The following is a 26,454-nucleotide window of genomic DNA, read 5'->3' as shown; positions in this document are numbered from 1 at the left end:
CTTCTTCTAAAGTGAAAAAGTACAAGTGATAGGATAGTGATCTGAATATTTAACCTCTGGAAAGTTTTTAAATTCTTTTACCTTCATTGCTTCATCTACCAAAATAGCATCTATTCTCAAAGGAATAAAATCAAAATCAAAAGTTTTACCAAAAGATTTGCCTTTTTCTTTAAACGCATCTAAATGATCTTGCGCCAATTTTCTATAAACGTAAGAAAAAGCACTATTATTCATATCTCCACTAATAACAGACTTGTACGAACAATCTTTTAAATTTTCTAAAATCTGTTTTACTTGTGCTTCTTGTTTTTTAAAAGAGTTACCCATTCTACTTACTAGTTTTTCTCTTTTTTCTTCTTGAAACTCGGTAACCTTAGGTATAATTTTTAAGCTTTCTAAATGAATATTAATTACTCTAATAGTATCTTTATTTACTAAAACATCTAAGTATATAGCGTTATTATTAGAATCTTCAAACTCTAACGAGCCTTTATTTATTACAGGGTAATTGGTATAAATAGCTTGCCCAAAACGTTCACCTTCATTAGTAATTACCTCATACTTATATTTAAAACCATTAAACTTAATATCATTTCTTTTGTGGTATTCTTGCAGACATACAATATCAGGTTTTTCATTTTCAATAAAATGTATAATTTGATTGGTTACTGTATCTCCTTCAATCCAATTATACCTATTAAATTGTCTTACATTATAACTTAATAGTTTAATATCTTCTGGTTGTTTTTCATACTTATCTGCTTCTATTCTATAAAGAGATAAAATATGATTAAAGCCAAGTAATAATACTAAAGTAGATAGTAAAAATTGTTTTTTTAGCTTTATTACCCAATAAATTAAAAAGACAATATTAATAACCAATAATATAGGCATACCTAAACTAAGTACAGATAAAAACGGAAAAGTACTTGGTGGGATATATGGTAATAAATAAGCTAATAAAAGCGCTGTTGCAAACAGTGAATTTATAAAGAAAATAAGTTTGTTAAAAATATTTAATGGCTTCATAGACTATCAAAGTTAATCTTTGCCGGCATTAAATAAAAAATCTTTTTCAGCTTTACTCAAACTTTCGTAACCGCTTTTGCTTATTTTATCTAGAATACTATCTATTTGTTTTTGCTTTTCTGCAGAATTAGAAAAGCTACTTGTAGTTTTTTGTGTAGCAGTATTGCTTCTATTTTTATAAACCTTCTTAAATGGAGTTTTTTCTTTTTTAGAAAATAACGAAACTAGACTATCTACCAACTTTTCAAACCAAGAACCAATATCTGTCCCTTTTTGTAATTGAGAAGTATATAAAAAACCTAATAAAGCGCCACCTATATGCGCTAGGTGACCACCAGGGTTATTAAATGGCATTTGTACAATATCTGAAATCACAAAAAAAGCAGCTATCCACCATAATTTTATATTTCCAATAATCATTAATCTTACTTGCATGTTAGGCGCTTGTGTAGTCACCCCTAACAATACTGCCATTACCGCTGCAGAGGCACCTAATAAATAAGAATTACCCGCATTGGTAAACGCTGGAAAAATATTATAACTAAGCATATACAGTAACGCACCTGCAATAGCTCCTAAAAAGTAATAATTCAATAAACGCTTAGGAGAGAAAAACGTTAGAAACATTCTACCTGCAAAATAAAGAATTAGCATATTAGATAAAATATGCCATATTCCACTATGCATAAAAGCATAAGTAATAAGCGTCCAAGGCTTATAAATAAACTCTCCTATTTCTTTAGGAAAAACAAGCCAAGTAGTAATAACATCCGGAAAATTGAATAAAAAAGCAATTGCTTTTAGAAGAAATATAACGATAAACACAAGCACATTGACAGCGATAAGTTTTTCAACTACGCCAGCCATGTTGTATTTATATTGTAATTGATCTCTCCAATTCATGTTAATTCCAACGATTTTGGTTAAATTGATTTTTTTGCCAATACCACATAGTTACAAATCCTATTACCGCCCCTCCAATATGCGCCCAATATGCTGTGTTAGACGGACCTAAAAGGGTCATTCCTGTTACTGCAGAATAAACATTTAACAAAAAGTAACCTCCTATCAAGTACTTTGCTTTTATAGGAATAGGGATAAACATAATATACAATGGCAAATTAGGATATACTACAGCAAACGCTGCTAAAACACCAAATATTGCTCCAGATGCTCCCACCATTGGTGTAACATAAGCATCTGTCATTTGAACCACCATTTCTTGAGACACCCCAGAAAAAAATTGGTATTGATTTGTTTGTACTGCTTTTTCTAAAGATTGATAAACCGTAGCAGGATCTATACCTGCGTCAATACAGGCTTGAAAACCAGGATTAAAATCTAAATAACTAAAAAGAATTTGCAAACCAGCCGCAGCTAAACCAGAAGAAAAATAAAGAAAAATAAATCTATTTTTACCAATAGCTTGTTCTAAAACGCTACCAAACATATACAAAGCAAACATATTAAATACAATATGAGAAACTCCCCCATGCATAAACATATGTGTCACCAACTGCCAAACGCCAAAATTATCATTCTCAGGAAACCAAAGTGCTAAAATCTTCAGGGTATAATCTCCTGAAATTTGGCTTCCAACAAAAAATAAAATATTAGCTATTAAAAGTACTTTTACTGTTTCTGTTATTCTACCCATTTACATGAATTTTTTTTCAAGATCGTCTGCAGATAAAGTAGTAAACACTCTTCTATTAGAAGGAGTCACGTTTGGCTCTTTACAAGCAAAAAGACCATTAACAATTGCAATCTGTTCTACCTTATCTAAAACCGCGCCTGTTTTAATAGCCATACTTTTTGCTAAAGATTTTGCCAATAAGTCAGTTTGTGTAAAGCCACTTTCTGGTATTTCATTTTCAAAATCTGACAATAATTGATCTAAAAGTATAGAAACTTCACTTTCTGAAATTAAATTAGGTATTCCTTTTATTTCAACTTCATGGGTGTCTATACGTTCAAAAACAAAACCTGTTTGTACTAAAGAGTCTTTCAACTCCTTTAACATAGCGGTTTCTTGCTGAGAAAATTGAAGTACTAACGGAAATAATAATTGCTGACTAATTGCCGCTTTTACCGTTATACTTTTTAAAAGATCTTCATATAAAATTCTGGTATGCGCCCTATGCTGATCTATCACCAGTAAACCACTTTTTAAAGAACTGATAATAAATTTTTTTTGAAGCTGAAAAGTATTTCCAGACTCCGTTTTTTTATCATCATCAAACAAACTACCTGTCACTTCTTCACTCTCAAACTCTACGTTACTAAAGTTAGACTCATGCTCAGAATTTAAGCCTGAAGCAGTATATAAAGCTTCCCAAGAACCTTCATTCTTTTTAGCATAGGAAGAAGATTGGTAATTACTTTTTGCATTTCCTCCAGAGGATTTAGAAGTAAATTTAGATTCACTTTCAAACGGATTAAAACTTCTATCTACTTCAATTACAGGACTTGTTGCTTGCTTACCACTATAATTATATGGAGTATCTAAATTAGCATCTCTATCAAAATCTAAAACTGGAGCTACATTAAACTGCCCCAAACTATGTTTTATAGCACTTCTTAAAATTGCATAGAGTGCGTGTTCATCATCAAACTTAATTTCTGTTTTAGTAGGATGAATATTGATATCTATTCGCTTAGGATCTATAGTTAAATACAGAAAATAAGAAGGATAGGTTTTATCTTTTAATAAGCCTTCAAAAGCAGCAGTAACTGCATGATTTAGATAAGGACTTTTAATAAAACGATCATTTACAAAGAAAAACTGCTCTCCCTTTGTTCTTTTAGCAAATTCTGGTTTTCCTACAAAACCATCTACTTTTAAAATCTCTGTTTCTTCTTCTACCGGCACCAATTTTTCATTGGTTTTCCCGCCAAACACATTTACTATTCGTTGCCTGTGATTAGAAGATGGTAGTTGAAATAACTCATTGCCATTATGGTGTAATGAAAAAGCTATTTGAGGGTGCGCTAGCGCTACACGTTGAAATTCATCTATAATATGGCGTAATTCTACCGCATCAGACTTTAAAAAATTTCTTCTAGCAGGAATATTAAAAAATAAATTTTTTACACTTACCACAGTTCCCTTTGGGGTCACACAAGGTTGTTGTAACTCTACTTTGGTTCCATTTATCTTAATCTCTGTACCTACTTCTGTATCTTCTTGCTTAGATTTTAAGTCTACATGAGCAATAGCTGCAATAGAAGCTAAAGCCTCCCCTCTAAACCCTTTTGTTTTTAATTGAAAAAGATCTTCTGCTAATTTAATTTTAGAAGTAGCATGACGCTCAAAAGATAAACGCGCATCTGTTTCACTCATTCCTTTTCCATTATCTGAAACTTGAATAAGTGTTTTACCTGCCTCTTTAATTAATAATTGTATAGAAGTAGCATCTGCATCAATTGCATTTTCAAGCAATTCTTTCACTACGGATGCAGGACGTTGAACGACCTCTCCCGCAGCAATTTGATTAGCTACATGATCTGGAAGTAATTGAATAATATCTGCCATTAATTTTGGAAGAAAATTGATAAATCAAAGTCTATAATAAATAAGAATACTAAAATTAAAATAGCCACTATATAAATTATTCTTCTGTTAGAATCTCTATCAGACTTGTCTTTTAATTCTGCAAAAGCATTTTTAAACCTAGAAACAAACCCTTGACTATCACCAACGGTTTTTCTGTATTTATCAAATTTAGATTCTATTTTATAGGGATTACCCTCTCCTTTATCATCAAAATAACGAGGATTGTAATTGAATTGTTTATTCTTTCTTGTCTTTAAAATTCCCATAACTTTAGCTTATTTCAAAGTTACTAAAATCAAAAACAATGCCGCTCTAAAGCGGCATAATTTGTTAACAGTATGTAAGAAGTTTTTTTTAATTTTTATAGAACTTAGCATCTTTACGTAACTGCGCCATTTTAATAGCGGCAATACCTGCTTCTGCTCCTTTATTACCGTGTTTACCTCCACTTCTGTCAATAGATTGTTGTTTTACATTATCTGTAAGTACGCAAAATATTACAGGTATATCAGACTGTATATTTAAATCTTTAATTCCCTGAGTAACACCTTCACAAACAAAATCAAAATGTTTTGTTTCTCCTTGTATTACATTACCTACAGCTATAATTGCATCTAACATCTCAAAAGACTCTTGCATTTTTTTACATCCGTAGATAAGCTCAAAACTACCAGGAACGTTCCATCTTACAATGTTTTCTTTTAAAACTCCGTTTTCTAACAAAACATCAAACGCTCCTTGAAAAAGGTTTTCTGTTATATCATCATTCCACTCAGAAACAACAATCCCAAACCGAAAATCTTTCGCGTTTGGGATTGTATTTTTATCGTAAGCGGATAAGTTTTTACCTGCTGTTGCCATTATTTAAGTGCTTTTGCTTGCCCTAAGTAAACTGCTATTTTATCTGCTTCTGGTGCTTCTGCATATTCATCTTGAATAGTCATTAAGTAACCTTCAGCTTTAGATCCCTCTCCTAACTCTAAAGCAGTGATGGCTGCTTTTAATAAAAATTTAGGAGATGTAAAATCGTTTGTTCTCATTTTAGCTGCTTCTTCATAATAACCTAAAGCTTCTTTTGGTTGCTCTAATTGCATGAAAGCATCTCCTATAGCTCCTTTAGCTAATGGTGCTAAAATTTCGTCTTCACTAGAAAAATTTTCTAAATACTCTACCGCTTTGTCATATTTACCTGTATTAAGGTAAGACATACCTGCATAGTAATTAGCTAAATTAGCAGCATCACTATTTCCGTAGTTTTCAATAATATCTAAGAAACCAAATTTACCTGCTCCACCTGTTAAAGCTAAATTGTATAAAGAATCTTGAGCTTTACCAGAAGCATCTAGAGCGTTTTCAAAATAAATTTGAGATTGTGCTATTTCGTTAGCTGCTTCTCCTTGTTTTGGCTCATCAATAAATTTTTGATACCCCAAGTAACCCAAAGCAACAACTACTACAGCTGCTATAACTACTAAAATAGGTTTTTGGTTTTCAGCAATCCACTCTTCTGTTTTATTTGCACCTTCATCTAGGTTGTCAAAAACTTCTTGAGTAGTAGATTCACCTTCTACATATCCATTTTCTTCTTCTCCTATTTCTTCGTTCTCCTTTTCAGGTTTCGGCTTGTAGCCTCTTTTCTTATATGTTGCCATAAAATTATCTTAATTGATGCGCAAAAATAAAATTTTTATTTATATATAAAAGAGATTTTTTTTGTTATTTTTCAATACTTTGCATCATTATATTGAAGTATTCTCAAAAAAATCTACAAATTACAAAATTACTGTATACCAGCGTTTTATGCACTTAAAAAAATTATCTTTACTTAATTACAAAAATTTTGAAACTGTTAATTTTGATTTTGATGAAAAAATAAATTGCCTAGTTGGCTATAATGGGGTTGGAAAAACAAACATTTTAGATAGTATTTATCATTTAGCTTATGGTAAAAGTTATTTTAATCCTGTTTCTTCTCAAAATATAAATCATCACGCAGATTATTTTGTTATTGATGGTGAGTTTGAAAAATTAGAAAGGACTGAAAAAATTGTAGTCAGCGTTAAAAAAGGAAATAAAAAAGTAATTAAGCGCAATGCTAAAGCATACGAGAAATTTAGTGAACACATTGGCTTAATACCCGTAGTAATTATTTCACCAGCAGATAGAGATTTAATTGTAGAAGGGAGTGAAACTAGAAGAAAATTTATAGATAGTATTATCTCTCAAAACGATAAAGTATATTTAGATTTACTTGTTAAGTATAATAAAACACTATCTCAGCGTAATTCACTACTAAAATACTTTGCGGCCAACCATACTTTTGATAGCGCAACCCTTTCTATTTATAATGAGCAAATGAATAGTATGGGAACCAAAATTCACGAAACAAGAAATGAGTTTTTAAAAACTTTCACGCCTATTTTTAAAGAAAGATATAAAAGTATAAGCAACTCTAAAGAAAAGGTTAGTATTAGTTATAAAAGTCAACTTACTGAAGATAATTTATCTACTTTACTTGACAAAAGCCTGCAAAAAGATATGGCAGTACAATACACTAGCGTTGGGGTGCATAAAGATGATCTTACGTTTAAAATTAACGGGCATCCTGTTAAAAAATTTGGATCTCAAGGCCAACAAAAATCTTATTTAATAGCTTTAAAACTAGCTCAATATGATTTTATGAAAGAACAAAGTAAGGTAAACCCTATTTTGTTGTTAGATGATGTTTTTGATAAGTTAGATGAAAATAGAGTTGCACAAATTGTAGACCTGGTTACTAAAGATGACTTAGGACAGCTTTTTATAAGTGACACCCATGCAGAAAGAACTGAAAATGTGGTAAAAGCAAATGCAAGTCAATACAAAATAATTAAATTATAAGTTTATGAACATAAAAAAAACGGTTTTAATTCTTTTCTTAGTTACTTTTTGCTTTAGTTGTAGCACTACCAAAAAGGAAGACTTAAAAAATTTAAATGGGTATTGGGAAATTAAAGAAGTAAAACAAGAAAATGGAAAAGAAATAGTTTTTAAATTTAATGAAATGGTAGATTTTATAGAGGTTAAAAACTTAAATGGTATTAGAAAAAAAGTACAACCTTCTTTAGAAGGCGGTTACAAAGCTACCAATGATGCTGAAAATTTCACTATCTCCCAACAAGGAGAGTCTTGGGTTTTTCACTACCAAACAGAATTAGATGAGTGGACAGAGACTTTACTAAAGCTGAATGAAAATGAATTTATAGTAAAAAATAATAGAGGAATAACTTATACCTACCAACGATTTAACGGATATTTAGATGGCACGAAATAATGAAAACCAAACTATAAGTGATGTACTTAAAAATTTTGTTGATAAAAATAAACTACAAAAAGGTTTAGATAAAGTCAATGTAAAAGAAATATGGCAAGCACAAATGGGCCCCGCTATTAATAAGTATACCTCTTCTATAAAACTTAATAACGATACTCTTTATATTGAATTAACTTCTTCTGTATTAAGAGAAGAGTTAAGCTACGGTAAAGACAAAATTATTAAAATGATGAACGAAGAATTAGGCAAAAAACTAATTACCAAACTCATACTCAGATAATTTCATTAATTACAAGCAAAAAAAAACCATTAGCAAATGCTAATGGTTTTTTTATAAACAGTTATGTATGGTTTAGAATTGCTCTCTACCTGCAAAATGAAAAGCACCTTCAATTTGTGCATTCTCATCGCTATCACTTCCGTGAACAGCATTTTCTCCAATAGAAGTTGCAAATTTCTTTCTAATAGTACCTTCTGCAGCCTCTTCAGGGTTAGTAGCACCAATTAAGGTTCTAAAATCTTCTACTGCATTATCTTTTTCAAGAATAGCAGCTACAATAGGTCCGCGAGTCATAAATTCTACTAATTCTCCAAAAAACGGACGCTCTTTATGAACTGCGTAAAATGCTTCTGCATCTCTTGTTGTCATTTGCGTAAGTTTCATTGCTACAATTCTAAAGCCTGAAGCTGTAATTTGATCTAAGATTGCTCCTATGTGGCCGTTTTCAACCCCATCTGGCTTAATCATTGTGAATGTTCTATTTGCTGCCATCGTATTTTTTTTAAAATTTGCTGCAAAAATAATCAAATCCTTCATAATACCTAAATTTCTAGACTTTTAATAAAGTAGCAATAAAATTAAAAGCAGAAAAATTATAAATTGTATCTTTGTTTGCTATGAATTCAACAGAAATTAAAGAACTAAAATCACTTTTAAATTCACCTAAAAAAATTGTGATTGTTCCTCATAAAAATCCAGATGGTGATGCTATTGGCTCTACCGTTGGTCTTTGCAACTTTTTAAAAAATAAAAATCATCAAGCAACAGTTATTGCTCCTAATGATTATCCTGAATTTTTAAAATGGGTACCAGGACAAGAAGAAGTGGTTATTTTTGACAAAAATCAAGAAGAAGCAAAACAGCTTATTACAGGTGCTGATATTATTTTTACATTAGATTTTAATCATTTTTCTAGAACAGGACCAGTTATGGAGCCTGTTTTAGCGAGTGCTAAAACTACTTTTGTAATGATTGATCACCACCAGCAACCAGATAATTATGCTAAATATACATTTAGTGATGTAAGCTACTCTTCTACTTGTGAAATGGTGTATCATTTTATAGAGATGTTAGACGAAACTCAATATATTACTCCTGCTATTGCAAGTGCTCTTTACTTAGGAATAATGACAGATACTGGTTCTTTTAGATTTCCTTCTACTACAAGCACTACCCATAGAGTAATTGCAGACTTAATAGATAAAGGAGCCAAAAACTCTGCCATACACCAAGATACATTTGATAATAGCTCGTATGAAAGATTTCAACTATTGGGAGTAGCGCTAAGAAACATGAAAATTGTACCAGAATATAAAACTGCTTATATTACGCTCTCACAAGAAGAATTAGATAATCATAATTTTAAAAAAGGAGATACAGAAGGTTTTGTAAATTATAGCTTAGGGATTAAGGGTATTATTTTTGCTGCCATTTTTATTGAAAATAAAGCAGATAAAATAATTAAAATATCTTTACGCTCTAAAGGTGATTTTGATGTAAATCAATTTTCTAGAAATCATTTTCACGGTGGTGGCCATATTAATGCTGCAGGCGGTAAAAGTGATGATAGTTTAGAAGAAACTACTAAAAAATTTGAAGCCCTTTTAGTGGATTATCAAAAAGAACTAAAAAATGAAAATTAAAATAATTAGTGTATTGTTTTTAATAGCTTGTACAACTAGCTGTAAAACACCCGAGGCAAGGCAACCCATTTCTAAAAGTTCTGGCTCTTTTATTAAAGAGTCTGTAAAAAGAAACCAAAAACTTGTAAAGAAAGAAGAAGAAAGAATTTCTGAAATTATTCAAAAAGATACAACTCACAATTACATTTCTTCAAGTGATGGTTTTTGGTATTACTATAATATACAAGTAATGCAAGATTCTGTAGCTTCTCCTAATTACGGAGATTTAGTGAATTTTAATTATAACATCTCTACTTTAGAGGGTACTGCAATTTATTCAGAAAAAGAAATAGGTACTAGAGAATATAAAATTGACCAAGAAAATGTTTTTAATGGCTTAAGGCAAGGTTTAAAACTCATGAAAGAGGGAGAAACCGTTACTTTTCTATTCCCTTCTCACAAAGCATTTGGCTATTATGGAGATCAAGAAAAAATAGGAAGAAATGTACCTATTAGATCTACTATTACATTAAATAAAATATTGAAAGAAGATAACTTAAATTAAATTTAGAATTTAAAACAACCATGAAAAAACAAACTTTATTTTTACTGTTAGCAGTAGCAATTAGCGCTTTTGCATGCCAAAAAGAACCTTACCCAAATTTAAATGATGGTATTTACGCAGAATTTAAAACAAACAAAGGTACTTTTGTTGCAGAGCTTTTTTATAAAGCAACTCCTATTACAGTTGCTAACTTTGTCTCTTTAGCAGAGGGAGAGAACCAAATGGTAGACTCTTCTTACCAAGGAAAAAAATTCTTCAACGGTCTTATTTTCCATAGAATTATTAAAGATTTTATGATTCAAGGTGGTGATCCAGATGCAACTGGGCAAGGTGGGCCAGGTTACAAGTTCCCAGATGAATTTAATGATACGTTGGTACACGATAAAAAAGGTATTTTATCTATGGCTAACGCTGGTGCAGGAACTAACGGAAGTCAATTTTTTATCACCTTAAAAGCTACTCCGCACTTAAATAACAGACATAGTGTTTTTGGTGAGATTGTAGAAGGTATAGATATTGTAGACTCTATTGGTAGTGTTAAAACTGCACAAAGAGATAAGCCTGTTGAAGACGTGGTGATGCAAGAAGTAAACATTATTAGAAAAGGAGATGATGCTAAATCTTTTGATGCACCAATGGTTTTTAAACAAGAATTAGATAAGGCAGAGCAAGCTAAGGAAGAAGAAAAAGCAGCTTTACAAAAAGAATTAGAAACATTAAGTGAAGGGTTTGAAAAAACAGATAGCGGTTTACGTTACAAAATTACTCAAACTAATGATAAAGGAGAATCTCCTACTAGCGGACAAACCATTAAAGTTCACTACACAGGTAAATTATTAGACGGTACTACTTTTGACTCTTCTGTAGAAAGAGATCAACCTATAGAGTTTCCTGTAGGAACCGGAAAAGTTATTCCAGGTTGGGATGAAGGGCTTCAGTTATTAAAAACTGGTGAAAAAGCAAGGTTAGTAATTCCTGCTCATTTAGCGTATGGTGAGCGTGGTATTGGCCCAATCCCTCCAAACTCTCCACTAATTTTTGATGTAGAATTAATTAGTATTGTAAAGTAATTTACAGTTTATACCATATATAAAAACCTCACCAAATTGGTGAGGTTTTCTCTTTTTATAGCAATTTTTTTCTTTTTATTTACAGAGCTTCAATTTCTTTCTGTAACTCTTCTTTAGATTTTCCTGTTTTCTCTTGTAGCTTTCCTAACATTTGATCCCATTTTCCTTCAGAAAATGTCACATCATCATCGGTTACCTCTCCATATTTCTCTTTAAATTTTCCCTTTACTTGGTTCCATTTACCTTTCATTTCTAATTCGGTCATAGCTTTTAGTTTTTATTGTTTAACAATGATTAAATTTACTAGTTTAAAGAAAGAGTCATTGCCAAAAAAATCCCATAATTATCTTAATGCTATGTTATTTTACTATTTCAGAAAAAATTATCTGTATCTACTTGCCTGCATTTCTTTAACCTTTATAAGCTGTGGTGCAGGCAAAATACCTGAAGACACTTCGATTAAATTACAACTTTTAGATGATTATATTATCCCTGCAAATTTTACTTTTAAAAACTCTCACGTTGGCGGACTTAGTGCTATAGATTATGATGGCAAAAATTATTACGCAGTTTGTGATGAAGGTAGCAAACCCAGGTTTTATGAGTTTAACATTAAAACCTCTTCTTCTAAAATAGATACAATTATCTTTAAAAATGTAACTTATCTTTCTTCTAACATCACAGATAAATTAGAGAGTAAGTTTGATTTAGAGTCTATAATTGTAGATGCTTATAAAAAAGAATTTATTATAAGTAGTGAAGGTGCTATAGATAATTTTAAAAATCCGTTTATAGTTAGAGTAGATACTGCGGGACAATATCTAAATCATTATCAACTCCCAACTTATTTTTTGGCAGAAAGAAACCAGAAACCAAGAAACAATGGTGTGTTTGAAGGTCTTTCTACTTCTGCAGTAAACTCTAAACATATTTGGGTAGCAAATGAGCTTCCGTTAGTAAAAGACGGTAAAAACCCCAAATTATATAGAACAAAATCTCCTGTTAGATTTACACTTTTTAATGAAAATTTAAAGGCAACTAATCAATTTTCTTATCTGCTTGAACCTATTCAAAAAATACCATATTATCCTTTTTCTCTTAATGGAGTAACAGATTTTATAGAAATTGCTCCGCTTCAATTTATTGTTATTGAAAGAGCATATTCTGCAGGAAGAGGTAAAAAATCAAACTCGATACTTTTGTATAAAGTAGATGCTAGTAAAGCTACCAATACCTTAGCTATAAATGAATTAAAAGGAAAAATACAAAAAGAAGTTATCCCTGCAGAAAAAGAGTTGATTTTCAATTTTAAAGAGATTAGAAAACAACTAAAGCAAAAAATAGTAGACAATATAGAAGGTATTTGCTTTGGCCCTACTTTACCTAACGGAAATAAAACATTAATGTTAATTGCAGACAATAATTTTAATGCATATACCAAGCAAATTAATCAGGTAATTTGGTTAGAAATAGTTACAGAATAATTGAGAGATTGCATTTACTTAATATGCTTTATCTATAAAATTTATAATGAAGAGAGCATCTACATTAACGTTAAACCAAAATCTATATTTTTTTAAGCTTACTTTAAAAGTAAATTAGCAGATTATTGGTATTTTTATGTAAAACCAATCAAAAATGAAATACTTAACAATTATCTTGTTCAGCATTTTTATAGCGTCTTGTAAACAAGAAAGCAAAGAAAATACTAATACGCCAGAAAATTTATCTGAGATTGATGCAGATAAAAATTTTACCGATAAAAATAAAACTACTTATTATTTTATAAGACACGCAGAAAAAGATAGAAAAGCAGAAACTAACGATCCGCATTTAACTTCTATAGGAATGGATAGAGCCAACCAATGGGCTAAAATATTGGCCGATAAAAATATTGAAGTTGTTTTTAGTACTAGTTATCAACGTACTATAGAAACCGCAAAACCTACTGCAGATGCTGTAAACACAACTATAGAATTTTATAAACCTAGTAAACTTTACACAAAAGAGTTTCAACGAAAAACTGCAGGAAAAACAGTATTAGTAGTAGGTCATAGTGATACCACTCCTCTATTTATTAATAAAATTTTAGGAGAAGATAAGTATAAAAACATTTCTGATAATGAAAATGGTAATCTTTATACAGTAATTATACACCCTAACGGAAGAAAGGAAAGTTTGTTAGAAAACTTCCCTTTATCTCAAAAAGTTACAGATTAATTACCCGCAGTTTCTGTCTAAAACTTCTACCTGAATATCTTCATTTTCTATGGTAGAAAATAATTCTAATTCATTCTCTTCAAAAAGATCATCTAAGTCTTCTAATTTTGGAGAGGTTCCTTTTTTAGGTGCGTAATTTTTATAATCTACAAAACGTATCCCTTTAATTTCTCTTGGGTTTACAGCTTCTCTAAAACGCATTCCGCCACCATTCACCTCGTAAGAGTAAGCTAAATAATCTACATGATAATTATTTTTATTTACCCAGTACACATAAATATCTTGAAAATCTTCACCTCCTCCTTCTTCTGCAAAATTTACTTGAATTTTATAATAAGGTTTTCCCTGAATAGAGTCTTCTGCTATTAGTTCTTTTCTTACGGCAGAGTCATTTAAACCAAAAGGTAATTGAGCAAAATAAAGCACAGAATTTATAGAGTTAGTGTACTTGGTTACCAAAGTATCTGCCAAATCTTCTTCTTTTTCATTTTTTAAATAATTAAAGCCTAAGTTAGAAACCGTTTCTAAAGTTTGGTTGCCATTATTATCTGTCTTCTTTCTAGAAAATTCAAACATACCGCAGTTTCTAATACTTTTATAAGTAGCATCTCTAAATGTAAATTCAATAGTGGCAGTTTCATAAAGATTACCTCCTGCAGAGTCTATAACAGTATTAATAATTTCTGCTCCTTTACCTCCATCTTTTGGTGTATAAGTAACCTTTTTAGCTTCTTTCACCTCTATAATTTCTTCTTTTTTAACTTCATTTTTACAAGCTAATAGAGATAAAGTTATAAATAAAGCAGTGTATATTTTTTTCATTTTTTTATTGAATTTATTTCAACAAATGTAGCAAAATCAAGCATTCTTTAATCTATTTTAACCTTTTAGATTTTTAAAATCTAACCTTTATATATAATAAATTGTAACAAATTTATCTTAAAGATGTCTCTATAATAGAGAAGAGTTATTCTTATTTAAAAAAAGCTTCCTATTTTAGCGGTTACTATGCAGAAGAACAATATCAACATAAAGAATAGGAAAGCTAAATTTCAATATGACGTACTTGATAAATATACCGCAGGTATAAAATTAGCAGGTACAGAAATTAAGGCTATTAGGGAAGGTAAAGCTAATATAGCTGAAAGTTTTTGTGAGTTTCACCGAGGAGAATTGTATGTTATTAATATGCACGTAGAAGAATATTCTCACGCAACGCATTTTAACCACAACCCTAAAAGTGAACGTAAATTACTTTTAAATAAGCAAGAACTAAGAAAGCTTGAAAAAGAAATTAAGCAATCTGGTTTAACCATTATCCCGCTTAGGTTATTTGTAAACGACCGTGGCTTAGCAAAATTAGTAATAGCTCTTTGTAAAGGTAAAAAAACGCATGATAAGCGAGAAACTATTAAAGATCGTGATAACAAGCGCCGTTTAGACCGTATTAAAAAAGAGTATAACTAAATGCTTATATATTTTGAAAAAATTTTTACTGTTAACACTACTCTTAGTTACCGGTATTGCTTCTGCTCAAGTAGTAGGAGAAATTACAGGTACTAATGGAGAAAAATTACCTTATGTAAATATTTACCTAGAAAATAGTTTTACAGGTACCACGTCTAACCAAGAAGGTAAATATGAACTAGAGATAGAACATACAGGTAAGTACACTATTGTTTATCAATTTTTAGGTTTTAAAACAGAACGTAAAACAGTAAATATTCAAAATTTTCCCTATACGCTAAATGTTACTCTTACAGAAGAATCTACTAGTTTAGAAGAAGTTGTAATTAACTCTAACGAAAATCCTGCCGATAGAGTTATTAAAAAAGCTATTGAAAACCGTAAAAGTAATCTTGCTAAAATTGAAGCATACACTGCAGATTTTTATTCTCGCGGAATGTGGAAAATTGAGAATGCCCCTAATAAAATTTTAGGGCAAGAAGTTGGTGATCTTGGCGGTGGTTTAGATTCTACCAGAAGCGGAATTGTTTATCTTTCTGAAACTAGCTCTAAAATAAAATTTCAAGCTCCTAAAAATTTTCATGAAGAAATTATTGCTTCTAAAGTAAGTGGTGACGATAATGGTTTTAGTTTAAACAGTGCACAAGATGCAGAATATACTTTTTACAACAATACCATAGAGCTTAATACAGAATTGGTCTCTCCTATTGCAGACTATGCTTTTAACTATTATAACTACAAATTAGAAGGTATTTTTTATGATGATTTAGGTAACCTTATTAATAAAATAAAAGTTACCCCAAAACGCCCTAAAGACCGAGTTTTTTCTGGCTACATCTATATTTTAGAAAACTCTTGGGAAATTTACGGAATAGAATTAACCACCACAGGCGAGTCTACCCAAATTGCACCTATAGAAACTTTAGAATTTAAACAGAATTTTACTTATTCAGAAAAAGATAAACTATGGGTAAAACTTTCTCAAACAGTAAATTTTACCTGGAAAATTTTTGGTATTGGTGGTAATGGTAGATTTTCTGCCGTTTACAGCAATTATAATTTTACTCCACAATTCACTAAAAAAGACTTTAGTAACGAGCTTTTAAGTTTTGCAGAGAGTGCTAATAAAAAAGACTCTCTTTATTGGGAGAGTATTAGGCCTATGCCTCTTACTAATGAAGAACTTAACGATTATGTAAGAAAAGATAGCATACAAGAAAGAAAAAACTCTAAGGTTTACAAAGACTCTATAGACCAGGTATACAATAAATTTGGTATCACAGATATTTTATTTGGTTACAACTACAAAAACTCTCACAAAAAATATTCTATGGGAATTTCAGGGCCTGTACAAGGTATTCGTTACAATACCGTACAAGGTTGGAACACCACCGTAGATGCAAATTTTGTAAAATGGGAAGATGATTACGAAAAATTTTGGAGGTTAAATGCTTCTGCCAATTATGGGCTAGCAGATAATCGTTTGAGAGTAACTGGCGGATTTACCAAAAAGTTTAACAACAAATCTAAACCATACCTACAAATAAATGGAGGGATTGAAGCTAAACAAATTAACGATACAGAGCCTATTTCTACTTTAGTTAGCTCTATTGCTACTATTTTATTTGATAAAAACTACTTAAAAATTTACGATAGAACTTTTATAGAAGCTAATTATTCTGAAGAATTATTTAACGGATTTAGACTTTATGCTAATGCTTCTTTCGAGCGTAGAAAAGCATTGTTAGATAATGCAGAAATTATAGAAGATGAAGATGATTTTACAGCCAACAATCCGTTAGCGCCTAACAATTTTAATTCTGTTCCGTTTCAAGAACATAATATTGCTAAAATTGGAATTACAGGAAGAATTAATTTCGGACAAAAATACTATAACTACCCTGACGGTAAATACAACGTAACCAATTCAGACTACCCGACGCTTTATGTAAGCTATGAAAAAGGATTTGCAGCTACGGTAGACGATTATAATTTTGATCATTTTAAAATTACAGCTACTCAAAATGTGAGTCTTCAAAATAAAGGAGATTTAAAATATAGCATAAAAGGTGGTAAATTTTTAAATGCAGATAATATTTCACTTGTAGATTACCAACATTTTAATGGTAACCTAACTCATGTAAAATTATCTCCAACCATTAATCAATTCAATCTTTTGCCTTACTACGCTAATAGCGCTAATGATGCTTATGGAGAATTTCATATAGAACATAATTTTAAAGGGTATTTATTAGGCAAAGTACCACTTATAAACAAGCTTAATTTTAATACCGTATTGGGAGTAAATACATTGTGGACTACAGGTAACAAACCATATTCTGAATATTCTATAGGGATAAGTAACATAGGTTTTGGTAAGTACAGAATTTTACGAGTAGATTATGTACAAGCATATCAAGGTGATTGGAAAGATAATGGTGTGATGTTTGGCCTAAGTTTAGGTTTGTAAATCTTGATTAAATAAAAAATGAAACCTATAGCTAAAAAAAAATCTTGTTTTGCTAAACTTATTTTACTGGTAAGCATTGTTATTTTGGCATTATCTTTAATCCCAAACATCTTTGCTAATTATTGGTTTACAGATATACTAGCAAATTTTAAATTTCAATACATAATTATAGCAATATTGCTATTGGTTTTAGTACTAGTATTTATTCAGAAGAAAATTTGGAGTCTTACTCTACTAATTCCTAGTATTATTTTTAATGCATATTACATACTTCCTTATTATTTGCCATCACCTCAGGTTTCTATTGTAAAACCTGAGCAATTAAAAGTAACGAGTATTAACTTGCTCTCTAGTAATTCTGAAATAAATTTAGTTGAAAAATATATCAAGTCAGAAAACCCAGAGGTCTTAATTTTGTTAGAATTTACGCCGCAATGGCAGTTAAATTTACAATCAACACTTGCTGAATATCCGTATAAAAAATTAGTACCAAGAACAGACAATTTTGGGATTGCTTTAATAAGTAAAAAACCTATAACTGCAGAGGTTCAAGATTTAATTAGTACGGGAAAACCTTCTATTATTGCAGAAGTACAAGTAAATCAGAAAAAAATAGATATTATAGCTACGCATCCTTTTCCTCCTTTAGGTAAGCTTGCTTTTGAAGCTAGAAATAAACAAATGAATTATCTAATTAAAAATAGATCTGCATTTTCTGATAGATTACTCATTTTGGGAGATTTTAATAATTCATCTTTTTCTAATCATTTTCAGCAATTAATAAAAGAAGATTTAAAAGATAGCCGATTAGGTTTTGGCTTACTCCCTACTTGGCCTGCAAATTTCTCTATACTGCAAACCACCTTAGATCATTGCTTAGTTTCTAAAAATATAACAGTAATTAATAGAAGTATTGGTAATAATATTGGCTCAGACCATTTGCCCATTTCTATAGAAATAGAATTTTAGTGATTTACGATAACAAAAAAAGCCTTTTACAAAAATTAAAAGGCTTGTTTATAAATTTTACCACTGTGGTAACTTATAAAAATGAATAACCAACAGCAATAGAGAATACTCCGTTTTTTGCATCTGTATTTTCAATAGCATCTGTAACACCAAAATTATAACGAGCATCTACACGTACGCCAAAAGGTAAATCTAAACCAGCACCAACTGCGGCAGACATATCAAAACTTTTAGCTTCAATTTGATCTTCTATGTTTTCAAATTCAGGAAAATCATCGTTAGCCACAAAACCAAATTGTGGTCCCGCTTGTACATTTAGTACATCTCCTATTAAATAAAATTTAAAAATTACGGGAATATTGATGTAATCTATATGATAGTCTCCAAAATCTGAATCGCCTCCTTGTTGTGAGTATAAAATTTCTGGTTGTATAGCAAACTTATCGTTAAACTTTAACCCAACAAAGGCTCCAGCTAAAAGTGCTGTTCTATTATCTAAATCATCAGCATCTGTTAATTCTGCAAAATTAACCCCTGCTTTAAGACCAAAATCTAATTCTTGTGCTTGAGAAGTAATTCCCATAACAGAAAGAATACATACAAATACAATTTTCTTTATCATAGCTTTTATTTTTATTCAAATATAAAAACGTGATATTTCAGTATATCTTATAAAAAAGCTAAAAGAAACTTTACAAATGCTAATTTTTATCTTCTAATAAAGGTACAAATCTAAATTCTCCAAATTCTTTCTTCTCAAACTCTTTGGCAGATTTTCTTACAAAAAGAGTCATAATTTGTGGGTCGTCTCCCACAGGAATCACTAGCCTACCTCCTACTTTAAGTTGTGCTAATAGTGGGCGCGGTACAAAAGGAGCGCCTGCAGTAACAATAATTTTATCAAAAGGGGCATAATTTGGTAAACCTTTATACCCATCTCCAAAACTTAAAAATTTTGGTCGGTAATTAATTTTGGCCAGAAAAAGCTTTGTTTTTTTATAAAGCTCTTGTTGGCGTTCTATAGAAAATACTTTTGCGCCAAGTTCACACAAAACAGCTGTTTGGTAACCACTACCAGTACCAATTTCTAACACCTTTTCTCCTTTTTGCACTTGTAGCAATTCAGATTGAAAAGCAACTGTATAAGGTTGAGAAATGGTTTGATCTGCCGCAATAGGAAATGCTTTATCTTGGTAAGCATGGTCTTCAAAAGAGCTATCCATAAATAAATGACGAGGTATTTTATTAATAGCAGCCAAGACGTTCTCGTCTTTTACTCCCTTAGATTTCACAACCTCAACCAATTGTTTACGTTTTCCCTGATGTCTAAATGTATCTTTCAAAAGCTGGTAAGTTTTTCAGTAACAAAAATAAGGATTAAGCCTGTTTTATGGAATTTTTTCAGCATTCAACTATTAACAATTTACTACTTCATTTAAAGAAATTACATTCATAATTCTTAAAAGAAATAGTATTTTTGTGTAAAACATTTAAGAAATATGCTGAAAGTAGGAGTTTTAGGCGCTGGCCATTTAGGTAAAATTCATTTGCGTTTATTAAATCAATCAGAAAAATATGAACTTATTGGCTTTTACGATGCTAATGAGAAGTATGCTGAAGAGATAGCGAAAGAGTTTAATTATAAAAATTTTAAAACAATAGACGATTTACTGCAAGAAGTAGATGTTATAGATATTGTTACTCCTACCCTTTCTCACTTCAATACTGCTTTAAAAGCTATTGAAGCAGGAAAACACTTTTTTATTGAAAAACCAATTACCAATACGGTAGAAGAGGCAGAACAACTTACCAAATTATCTAAAGAAAAAGGTCTAAAAGGCCAAGTAGGTCACGTAGAGCGTTTTAACCCTGCTTTTCAATCTGTAAATACTAAGATTGATCACCCTATGTTTATTGAAGCACATAGATTGGCAGAATTTAATCCGCGTGGTACAGATGTACCTGTGGTATTAGATTTAATGATTCATGATATTGATGCTATTTTAAGCGTGGTAAAATCTAAGGTAAAAAGTGTAAATGCTAGTGGAGTTTCTGTAATTAGTGATACTCCAGATATTGCAAACGCGCGTATAGAGTTTGAAAATGGTTGTGTAGCAAACCTTACAGCCAGTAGAATTTCACTTAAAAACATGCGTAAATCAAGGTTTTTTCAGCGAGATGCTTATATTTCTGTAGATTTTCTAGAAAAAAAATCTGAAGTAGTAAAAATGAAAGATGCTCCAGAAAACCCAGATGATTTTGCTATGATTTTACAAAATGCAGAAGGGGTAAAAAAGCAAATCTATTTTGATAATCCAGACGTAGCAAATAACAATGCTATTTTAGATGAATTAGAAACTTTTGCAGATGCCATTAATAACAATACCACTCCTGTGGTAACTTTAGAACAAGGTACAGAAGCATTGAGAATTGCAAAAATGATTATTCAAAGTTTTGACAAGTAAAGAAAATAAAAGCTAGAAAAATTTTCTAAAAATTACTTTACCTCGTTATCACTAAGTCTAATAAAAAGAATTAAAAAATCACATCAAAATGAAAAATATAGCAGTTATTGGAGCCGGAACTATGGGTAATGGTATAGCACATACTTTTGCTCAGTTTGGTTTTAAAGTAAAACTTATTGATATTTCTAAAGAAAGCCTTGCTAAAGGTATTGCTACTATCACTAAAAATTTAGATAGAATGGTAGCTAAAGAAAAAATTTCTGAAGAAGACAAAAAACAAACCCTAGATAACATTACCACTTATACTTCTATTGAAGAAGGTGTAGAATATGCTGGTTTAGTAGTAGAGGCTGCTACAGAAAATGAAAAAATAAAACTAGACATTTTTAGAACTTTAGATAAAGCTTGCCCAGAAGATACTATTCTTGCATCTAACACTAGTTCTATCTCTATTACCAAAATAGCCGCAGTAACCAATAGACCAGAAATGGTAATAGGTATGCATTTTATGAACCCAGTACCTATCATGAAATTGGTAGAAATTATTAGAGGTTATAATACTTCAGATGAAGTAACTAATACCATTATGGAGCTTTCTAAGAAATTAAACAAAGTTCCTACAGAGGTAAACGATTATCCTGGTTTTGTAGCCAACCGTATTTTAATGCCAATGATTAATGAAGCCATAGAAACTCTTTACAATGGTGTTGCTGGGGTACAAGAAATTGATACCGTAATGAAATTAGGAATGGCACACCCAATGGGACCTTTACAATTAGCAGATTTTATTGGCTTAGATGTTTGCCACTCTATACTAGAAGTAATGTACGACGGATTTAAAAATCCAAAATACGCGCCTTGCCCTTTATTAGTTAATATGGTTAGAGCAGGAAAATTAGGAGTAAAATCTGGAGAAGGTTTTTACGATTATTCTGAAAGTAGAAAAGCAGAAAATGTTGCTGCTCAATTTAAAATATAATTAATTAGATGCCTAAAATACTTCCTTTTCAAGCGGTAAGACCCACTAGAGATAAAGTAAGTTTAATTGCTTCACGCTCTTACCAAAGTTATACCCAGTCTGAAAGGGAAGCAAGGCTAGACAACAATCCGTTTTCCTTTTTGCATATTGTAAACCCTGGTTACAAATATCATAAAGAAATTTCTGGTCCAGAGCGTTTTCAACTAGTAAGAAACCGCTACCAAGAATTTAAAGAAGATGATATTTTTATTCAAGATAAAAAGCCTTGTTACTATGTGTATAGAATAATTAATCGTGAGGGAGAGCAATTTACAGGTTTTATAGCAGCTGCTAGTGTAGAAGACTATAAAAACAATCTTATTAAACGTCATGAAGATACTATCTCTTTTAGAGAAGAAACCTTTAAAGACTATTTAAATACGGTGGGTTTTAATGCAGAGCCTGTTTTACTAACACACCCAGAAAATAATACTTTAGCAAAAATTCTTACAGAAGTAACCAAAACAAGAGCAGAGTTTGAGTTTACTACTACCTATAGAGATACGCATTATTTATGGATTTTAGAAGATGAAAATGTACTAAAAACCATACAAGAAGAATTTAAAAAGATGAACTGTTTGTATATTGCAGATGGTCACCACCGTTCTGCTTCTTCGTATTTACTAGGAGAAGAGCTTAAATCTAAAAATGAACAACATACAGGAGAAGAAGCATATAATTTTTTTATGACTTATATAATTCCTGAAAAAGATTTACGTATTCACGAGTTTAATAGGTTAATTAAAGACTTAAACGGTTTATCTAAAGAAGAATTTTTAATTCAGTTAGATGCTTATTTCAGAATAGAAAATAGAGGGTTAGAATATTACAGACCTAAAAAGAAACACCAATTTAGCATGTATTTAGAAGGTGAGTTTTACTCTCTTCAGTTAAGAAAAACAGCATATCAATTTACAGATGCTCTTTCTTCTTTAGATGCTAAAATTTTATATGATACTATTTTAAAACCTATTTTAGGTATTGTAGATTTACGTAACGATAAACGTATTGATTACTCTCACGGTATTAACGGAATGGCTTACGTAAAAGGTAAAATTGATGAAGGAGCTTACAAAATTGGTTTTGGTATGTTACCAGTAAATATTCAAGAAATGAAACAAATTTCTGACGAAGCACTTACTATGCCTCCAAAAACAACGTATATTCAACCTAAGCTAAGAAGTGGGGTTACTATTTATGAGCTTCATTAATAAAACACTTTACTTTATAAGCATTTACAATTTTATCATCTGTAAAAATAAAATTACAGAAGTATATAATTTGGAAATAAAATTTAAACCATGGCTAGCATACAAGAAAATATAACTAAATATCGAGAAGAAATTCCGGCAGAAGTAACCCTTGTAGCGGTTTCAAAAACAAAACCTAACGAAGATCTTTTAGAAGCTTATAAAGCTGGGCAGCGTATTTTTGGAGAAAATAAAATTCAAGAAATGACCGATAAGCATGAAGCGCTCCCTAAAGATATTGAGTGGCATATGATTGGTCACGTACAAAGCAATAAAGTGAAATACATGGCTTCTTATGTAAGCTTAATTCACGCTGTAGATAAATTAAAACTACTAAAAGAAATAAATAAACGTGCGTTAGAACATAACCGTGTAATAAATTGTTTATTACAAGTTAAAATTGCTGAAGAAGATAGTAAATTTGGTATGAATGCAGAAGAAGTAGATAATATTTTAGCTTCTGAAGCCTATCAAAATATGAGCAATGTAAAAATTGTTGGTCTTATGGGAATGTCTACTTTAACAGAAGATACTGCCCAAATAGAAAAAGAATTTAGTTTCTTAAAAAAGAAATTTGATCAAGTAGCCTCTACTAATCCAGATATTAAAATTTTATCTATGGGAATGAGTGGAGATTATCAACTAGCCATTACTCACGGAAGTAATATGGTAAGAATAGGAAGCTCTATTTTTGGAGCTCGAAATTATAATTAGACTTTTTTGTACGCAATACTAGATATAGAAACCACCGGCGGAAAATATAATGAAGAAGGCATTACAGAAATTGCCATCTACAAATTTGATGGCCATGAAGTAGTAGATCAATTTATTAGTTTAGTAAATCCAGAAATCCCAATACAACCTTTTGTAGTAGGGTTAACTGGTATTAATAATGAAATGTTGAGAAATGCTCCCAAGTTTTTTGAGGTAGCAAAACGCATTGTAGAAATTACTTCAGATTGTACACTTGTAGCTCACAATGCAAAATTTGATTATCGTATACTACGCTTAGAGTTTAGAAGATTAGGTTACGAGTTTCAAAGAAAATCTCTTTGTACAGTAGAACTTTCTAAAAAGCTAATTCCCAATATGCCTTCATACAGTCTAGGCAAATTGGTTAAAAACCTAGGTATACCTATTACAGATAGGCATCGTGCTAGTGGTGATGCCATTGCCACTGTAAAACTATTTAAATTATTACTGCAAAAAGATTCTAGCAAAGAAATTATAAAACACTCTATAAGTAGTAACCCTAAACTACAAATGGAGAGTAAACTTATTCATATAATTGATGAGCTACCTGCTATAGTTGGCGTATATTATATGTATAACCAAGCAGGAAACATTATTTACATTGGTAAAAGTAAAAACATAAAAAAACGCGTTAACCAACATTTTACCAATAGCTCTCATAAATCTAAAAAAATTCAGCAAGAAGTTTCTGTAGTTACTTTTGAAAGTACAGGAAACGAATTATTGGCTCTTTTAAAAGAAAATGAAGAGATTAAAAAAAATAAACCTAAATACAACCGTGCATTAATAAAAGATATTTTTAGTCACGCACTTTATACTGATAAAGATAAAAACAATTATGTACAGTTTAAAATAGGTAAAGCAGACCCTGAAAAAGAAAACATCACCACTTTTACCAATCTTAATCAAGCTAAAAGCATTTTAGAAAAAATTGTAGAAGAGTTTAAATTATGTCAAAAACATACAGGATTGCACAAAACCTCTGGTAGTTGTTTTAACTATTCTATTAAAGAATGTTATGGAGCTTGTGTAACCGAAGAATCTGCTGAAGATTATAATAAACGAGCACAGCAAGTAATTAACAAATACTCTTATGAAAATAAGAATATGTTAGTAATAGATAGAGGTCGGGAGGTAGATGAGAAAAGTGTTATTTTAATTGAAGATGGTAAATTTAAAGGTATAGGTTATTACAATCTAAATTTTCAAGTGAATCATATAGAAACAGTTAAAAATATTATTACTCCTATGCAAAACAACAGAGATAGTCAACACATTATACAGAGTTATTTACGCCGAAAAAAACCATTAAAAATTGTAGAGTTTTAAATTATTTTAAAATTTTATTTGTCGGTTATTTATAATATTTTCGAAGTTGACTTGCTTAATGTAATTCAGCATCCATTAAAATGGATATAAAAATTAACTATAAAACTTCTGAAAAGAATTTCAGAAAAAAAGAAAATTTAAAATTTATTTTTATTGAAAAATACTCCTAAAAATAGTTCTTGGCGAGAACAACTTCACGAAGTAATTTATGAAGCAGATACTCCTGCAGGTAAAACCTTTGATGTTGTTTTACTTATTCTTATTCTCTTAAGTATTGTATTTGTAATGCTTGAAAGTGTAAAAGGCTTAGATGCTTGGGTTTATAATTTTCTGTATTATGCAGAATGGATTATTACCGTATTATTTTCTATTGAATACATTGCTAGAATTATTTCTATAGAAAAACCAAAAAAATACATTTTCAGTTTTTACGGACTAATAGATTTCTTTTCTACCATACCACTTTATGTTTCTTTACTTTTTCCTGGTGGTGGTAGTGCATTAATTACTGTAAGAGCATTACGATTATTAAGAGTTTTTAGAATTTTAAAAGTAAGTAGATATATAGGAGAAGGTGATAAATTAATGAAAGCACTAAGAGAAAGTAAAGCCAAAATATTGGTCTTTTTATTTGCTGTAATCATTTTATGCCTAATTTTTGGGACTGCTATGTATATGATTGAGGGAGAAGAAAGTGGTTTTACTAATATACCTGTAAGTTTATATTGGTGTATTGTTACCTTAACTACAGTAGGATTTGGAGATATACACCCTGTAACGCCACTTGGGCAATTTTTAGCTTCACTTATTATGATATTAGGTTATGGGGTAATTGCTGTACCTACTGGTATTGTAAGTGCAGAATACTCTAAAAAAGATAAAAGTGCAGATAATAATTTAAGAACCAATACACAATCTTGTTATCACTGTAATGAGTCTAAACATTTAGACGGCGCAGATTTTTGCCACAATTGCGGATACCCTTTAAATCGAGAAAAATAAACAATTTTTATAAAAACCTCTTTAATAGTTAAAATATGAAAGAGGTTTTTACTTTACACCAACTAGCTTTCGTATT

General features: G+C 30.6%; 29 protein-coding genes. 17 read left to right on the top strand and 12 right to left on the bottom strand.

The genetic code is table 11. The annotated features are described in order from the left end of the window. Nucleotides 1-6: 6 nt before the first annotated feature. From BUC03_RS10685 to BUC03_RS10655, 7 genes are all read right to left on the bottom strand, one after another. Complete coding sequence (locus tag BUC03_RS10685; protein ID WP_073151634.1) at nt 7-1,029, bottom strand: endonuclease/exonuclease/phosphatase family protein; 1,023 nt, start codon at nt 1,027-1,029, stop codon at nt 7-9. A 12-nt stretch (nt 1,030-1,041) separates the two neighbouring features. After that, on the bottom strand, nt 1,042-1,932 hold the full coding sequence (locus tag BUC03_RS10680; protein ID WP_073151631.1) for a rhomboid family intramembrane serine protease: 891 nt from the start codon (nt 1,930-1,932) through the stop codon (nt 1,042-1,044). 1 nt (nt 1,933) lies between these two features. Beyond that, nucleotides 1,934-2,686 carry a rhomboid family intramembrane serine protease gene (locus tag BUC03_RS10675; protein WP_073151629.1) on the bottom strand — a complete coding sequence of 251 codons (753 nt, stop codon included), beginning with the start codon at nt 2,684-2,686 and terminating at the stop codon, nt 1,934-1,936. Next, nucleotides 2,687-4,564 carry a DNA mismatch repair endonuclease MutL gene (mutL, locus tag BUC03_RS10670; RefSeq protein WP_073151626.1) on the bottom strand — a complete coding sequence of 626 codons (1,878 nt, stop codon included), beginning with the start codon at nt 4,562-4,564 and terminating at the stop codon, nt 2,687-2,689. Beyond that, nucleotides 4,564-4,851: a riboflavin synthase subunit beta gene (locus tag BUC03_RS10665; protein ID WP_073151624.1), complete on the bottom strand. Its 288-nt coding sequence runs from the start codon at nt 4,849-4,851 to the stop codon at nt 4,564-4,566. Before BUC03_RS10665 ends, mutL begins: the two co-directional genes overlap by 1 nt. Before the next feature lie 88 nt (nt 4,852-4,939). Then, entirely contained in the window at nt 4,940-5,446 is a 507-nt protein-coding gene (gene ribH / locus BUC03_RS10660; protein WP_073151621.1) for a 6,7-dimethyl-8-ribityllumazine synthase, read from the bottom strand. Beyond that, entirely contained in the window at nt 5,446-6,237 is a 792-nt protein-coding gene (locus BUC03_RS10655; RefSeq protein ID WP_073151618.1) for a tetratricopeptide repeat protein, read from the bottom strand. The genes ribH and BUC03_RS10655 overlap by 1 nt, the downstream gene beginning before the upstream one ends. A gap of 148 nt (nt 6,238-6,385) precedes the next feature. Here BUC03_RS10655 and recF point away from each other — a divergent pair, with 148 nt between their 5' ends. From recF to BUC03_RS10640, 3 genes are read left to right on the top strand one after another with little or no spacing between them, the layout of a single operon-like run. After that, nucleotides 6,386-7,465 carry a DNA replication/repair protein RecF gene (gene recF / locus BUC03_RS10650; RefSeq protein WP_073151797.1) on the top strand — a complete coding sequence of 360 codons (1,080 nt, stop codon included), beginning with the start codon at nt 6,386-6,388 and terminating at the stop codon, nt 7,463-7,465. Nucleotides 7,466-7,469: 4 nt separating this feature from the next. Next, complete coding sequence (locus BUC03_RS10645; protein WP_073151615.1) at nt 7,470-7,898, top strand: hypothetical protein; 429 nt, start codon at nt 7,470-7,472, stop codon at nt 7,896-7,898. Continuing rightward, nucleotides 7,885-8,178 carry a DciA family protein gene (locus BUC03_RS10640; RefSeq protein WP_073151612.1) on the top strand — a complete coding sequence of 98 codons (294 nt, stop codon included), beginning with the start codon at nt 7,885-7,887 and terminating at the stop codon, nt 8,176-8,178. Before BUC03_RS10645 ends, BUC03_RS10640 begins: the two co-directional genes overlap by 14 nt. 72 nt (nt 8,179-8,250) lie before the next feature. Here BUC03_RS10640 and BUC03_RS10635 read toward each other — a convergent pair whose 3' ends face one another. Further along, nucleotides 8,251-8,670: a nucleoside-diphosphate kinase gene (locus BUC03_RS10635; protein ID WP_073151795.1), complete on the bottom strand. Its 420-nt coding sequence runs from the start codon at nt 8,668-8,670 to the stop codon at nt 8,251-8,253. A gap of 125 nt (nt 8,671-8,795) precedes the next feature. Between BUC03_RS10635 and BUC03_RS10630 the strand changes: the two genes are divergently transcribed. From BUC03_RS10630 to BUC03_RS10620, 3 genes are read left to right on the top strand one after another with little or no spacing between them, the layout of a single operon-like run. Further along, entirely contained in the window at nt 8,796-9,821 is a 1,026-nt protein-coding gene (locus BUC03_RS10630) for a DHH family phosphoesterase (RefSeq protein WP_073151609.1), read from the top strand. Next, nucleotides 9,811-10,365: a gliding motility-associated peptidyl-prolyl isomerase GldI gene (gene gldI / locus BUC03_RS10625; RefSeq protein WP_200799135.1), complete on the top strand. Its 555-nt coding sequence runs from the start codon at nt 9,811-9,813 to the stop codon at nt 10,363-10,365. Before BUC03_RS10630 ends, gldI begins: the two co-directional genes overlap by 11 nt. Nucleotides 10,366-10,385: 20 nt before the next feature. Then, nucleotides 10,386-11,435: a peptidylprolyl isomerase gene (locus BUC03_RS10620; protein WP_073151606.1), complete on the top strand. Its 1,050-nt coding sequence runs from the start codon at nt 10,386-10,388 to the stop codon at nt 11,433-11,435. A 79-nt stretch (nt 11,436-11,514) separates the two neighbouring features. On the opposite strand, the gene BUC03_RS10615 is transcribed toward BUC03_RS10620, so the two are convergent. Then, entirely contained in the window at nt 11,515-11,700 is a 186-nt protein-coding gene (locus BUC03_RS10615) for a CsbD family protein (protein WP_073151604.1), read from the bottom strand. A 25-nt stretch (nt 11,701-11,725) separates the two neighbouring features. Here BUC03_RS10615 and BUC03_RS10610 point away from each other — a divergent pair, with 25 nt between their 5' ends. Both BUC03_RS10610 and BUC03_RS10605 read left to right on the top strand, forming a co-directional pair. Continuing rightward, a complete protein-coding gene (locus BUC03_RS10610) occupies nt 11,726-12,919 on the top strand; it encodes an esterase-like activity of phytase family protein (protein ID WP_084112909.1) in 1,194 nt (397 codons plus the stop codon). Nucleotides 12,920-13,073: 154 nt separating this feature from the next. Then, a complete protein-coding gene (locus BUC03_RS10605) occupies nt 13,074-13,655 on the top strand; it encodes a histidine phosphatase family protein (RefSeq protein WP_073151594.1) in 582 nt (193 codons plus the stop codon). Here the strand turns inward: BUC03_RS10605 and BUC03_RS10600 are convergent, their stop codons facing one another. Further along, nucleotides 13,656-14,477: a DUF6503 family protein gene (locus BUC03_RS10600; protein ID WP_073151591.1), complete on the bottom strand. Its 822-nt coding sequence runs from the start codon at nt 14,475-14,477 to the stop codon at nt 13,656-13,658. A gap of 186 nt (nt 14,478-14,663) precedes the next feature. On the opposite strand from BUC03_RS10600, the gene smpB reads away from it, so the two are divergent. From smpB to BUC03_RS10585, 3 genes are read left to right on the top strand one after another with little or no spacing between them, the layout of a single operon-like run. Beyond that, complete coding sequence (smpB, locus tag BUC03_RS10595) at nt 14,664-15,122, top strand: SsrA-binding protein SmpB (RefSeq protein ID WP_073151588.1); 459 nt, start codon at nt 14,664-14,666, stop codon at nt 15,120-15,122. Nucleotides 15,123-15,135: 13 nt separating this feature from the next. After that, nucleotides 15,136-17,592, top strand: coding sequence for a DUF5686 and carboxypeptidase regulatory-like domain-containing protein (locus tag BUC03_RS10590; protein ID WP_317041167.1), 2,457 nt, complete (start codon nt 15,136-15,138; stop codon nt 17,590-17,592). 18 nt (nt 17,593-17,610) lie between these two features. Next, entirely contained in the window at nt 17,611-18,561 is a 951-nt protein-coding gene (locus BUC03_RS10585; protein ID WP_073151583.1) for an endonuclease/exonuclease/phosphatase family protein, read from the top strand. Between the two features lie 73 nt (nt 18,562-18,634). Here BUC03_RS10585 and BUC03_RS10580 read toward each other — a convergent pair whose 3' ends face one another. Then, entirely contained in the window at nt 18,635-19,183 is a 549-nt protein-coding gene (locus BUC03_RS10580; RefSeq protein ID WP_084112907.1) for a porin family protein, read from the bottom strand. 79 nt (nt 19,184-19,262) lie between these two features. Then, nucleotides 19,263-19,904, bottom strand: coding sequence for a protein-L-isoaspartate(D-aspartate) O-methyltransferase (locus BUC03_RS10575; RefSeq protein WP_073151578.1), 642 nt, complete (start codon nt 19,902-19,904; stop codon nt 19,263-19,265). A 156-nt stretch (nt 19,905-20,060) separates the two neighbouring features. Here BUC03_RS10575 and BUC03_RS10570 point away from each other — a divergent pair, with 156 nt between their 5' ends. The 6 genes from BUC03_RS10570 (at nt 20,061) to BUC03_RS10545 (ending at nt 26,378) form a co-directional block, all read left to right on the top strand. After that, nucleotides 20,061-21,026, top strand: coding sequence for a Gfo/Idh/MocA family protein (locus BUC03_RS10570; protein ID WP_073151575.1), 966 nt, complete (start codon nt 20,061-20,063; stop codon nt 21,024-21,026). An 88-nt stretch (nt 21,027-21,114) separates the two neighbouring features. Then, nucleotides 21,115-22,005, top strand: coding sequence for a 3-hydroxyacyl-CoA dehydrogenase family protein (locus BUC03_RS10565; RefSeq protein WP_073151566.1), 891 nt, complete (start codon nt 21,115-21,117; stop codon nt 22,003-22,005). A gap of 8 nt (nt 22,006-22,013) precedes the next feature. After that, entirely contained in the window at nt 22,014-23,255 is a 1,242-nt protein-coding gene (locus tag BUC03_RS10560) for a DUF1015 domain-containing protein (protein WP_073151563.1), read from the top strand. A 90-nt stretch (nt 23,256-23,345) separates the two neighbouring features. After that, entirely contained in the window at nt 23,346-24,008 is a 663-nt protein-coding gene (locus BUC03_RS10555) for a YggS family pyridoxal phosphate-dependent enzyme (protein WP_073151560.1), read from the top strand. A gap of 6 nt (nt 24,009-24,014) precedes the next feature. Then, complete coding sequence (locus BUC03_RS10550) at nt 24,015-25,376, top strand: exonuclease domain-containing protein (protein WP_073151558.1); 1,362 nt, start codon at nt 24,015-24,017, stop codon at nt 25,374-25,376. Nucleotides 25,377-25,529: 153 nt separating this feature from the next. Then, complete coding sequence (locus BUC03_RS10545; RefSeq protein WP_073151557.1) at nt 25,530-26,378, top strand: ion transporter; 849 nt, start codon at nt 25,530-25,532, stop codon at nt 26,376-26,378. Nucleotides 26,379-26,454: the final 76 nt, after the last annotated feature.

The sequence above is a fragment of the Mesonia phycicola genome (genome assembly GCF_900141885.1).
In the GTDB taxonomy this organism is placed as follows: Bacteria; Bacteroidota; Bacteroidia; order Flavobacteriales; family Flavobacteriaceae; genus Mesonia; species Mesonia phycicola.
This window is presented reverse-complemented; position numbering and strand designations above follow the sequence as displayed.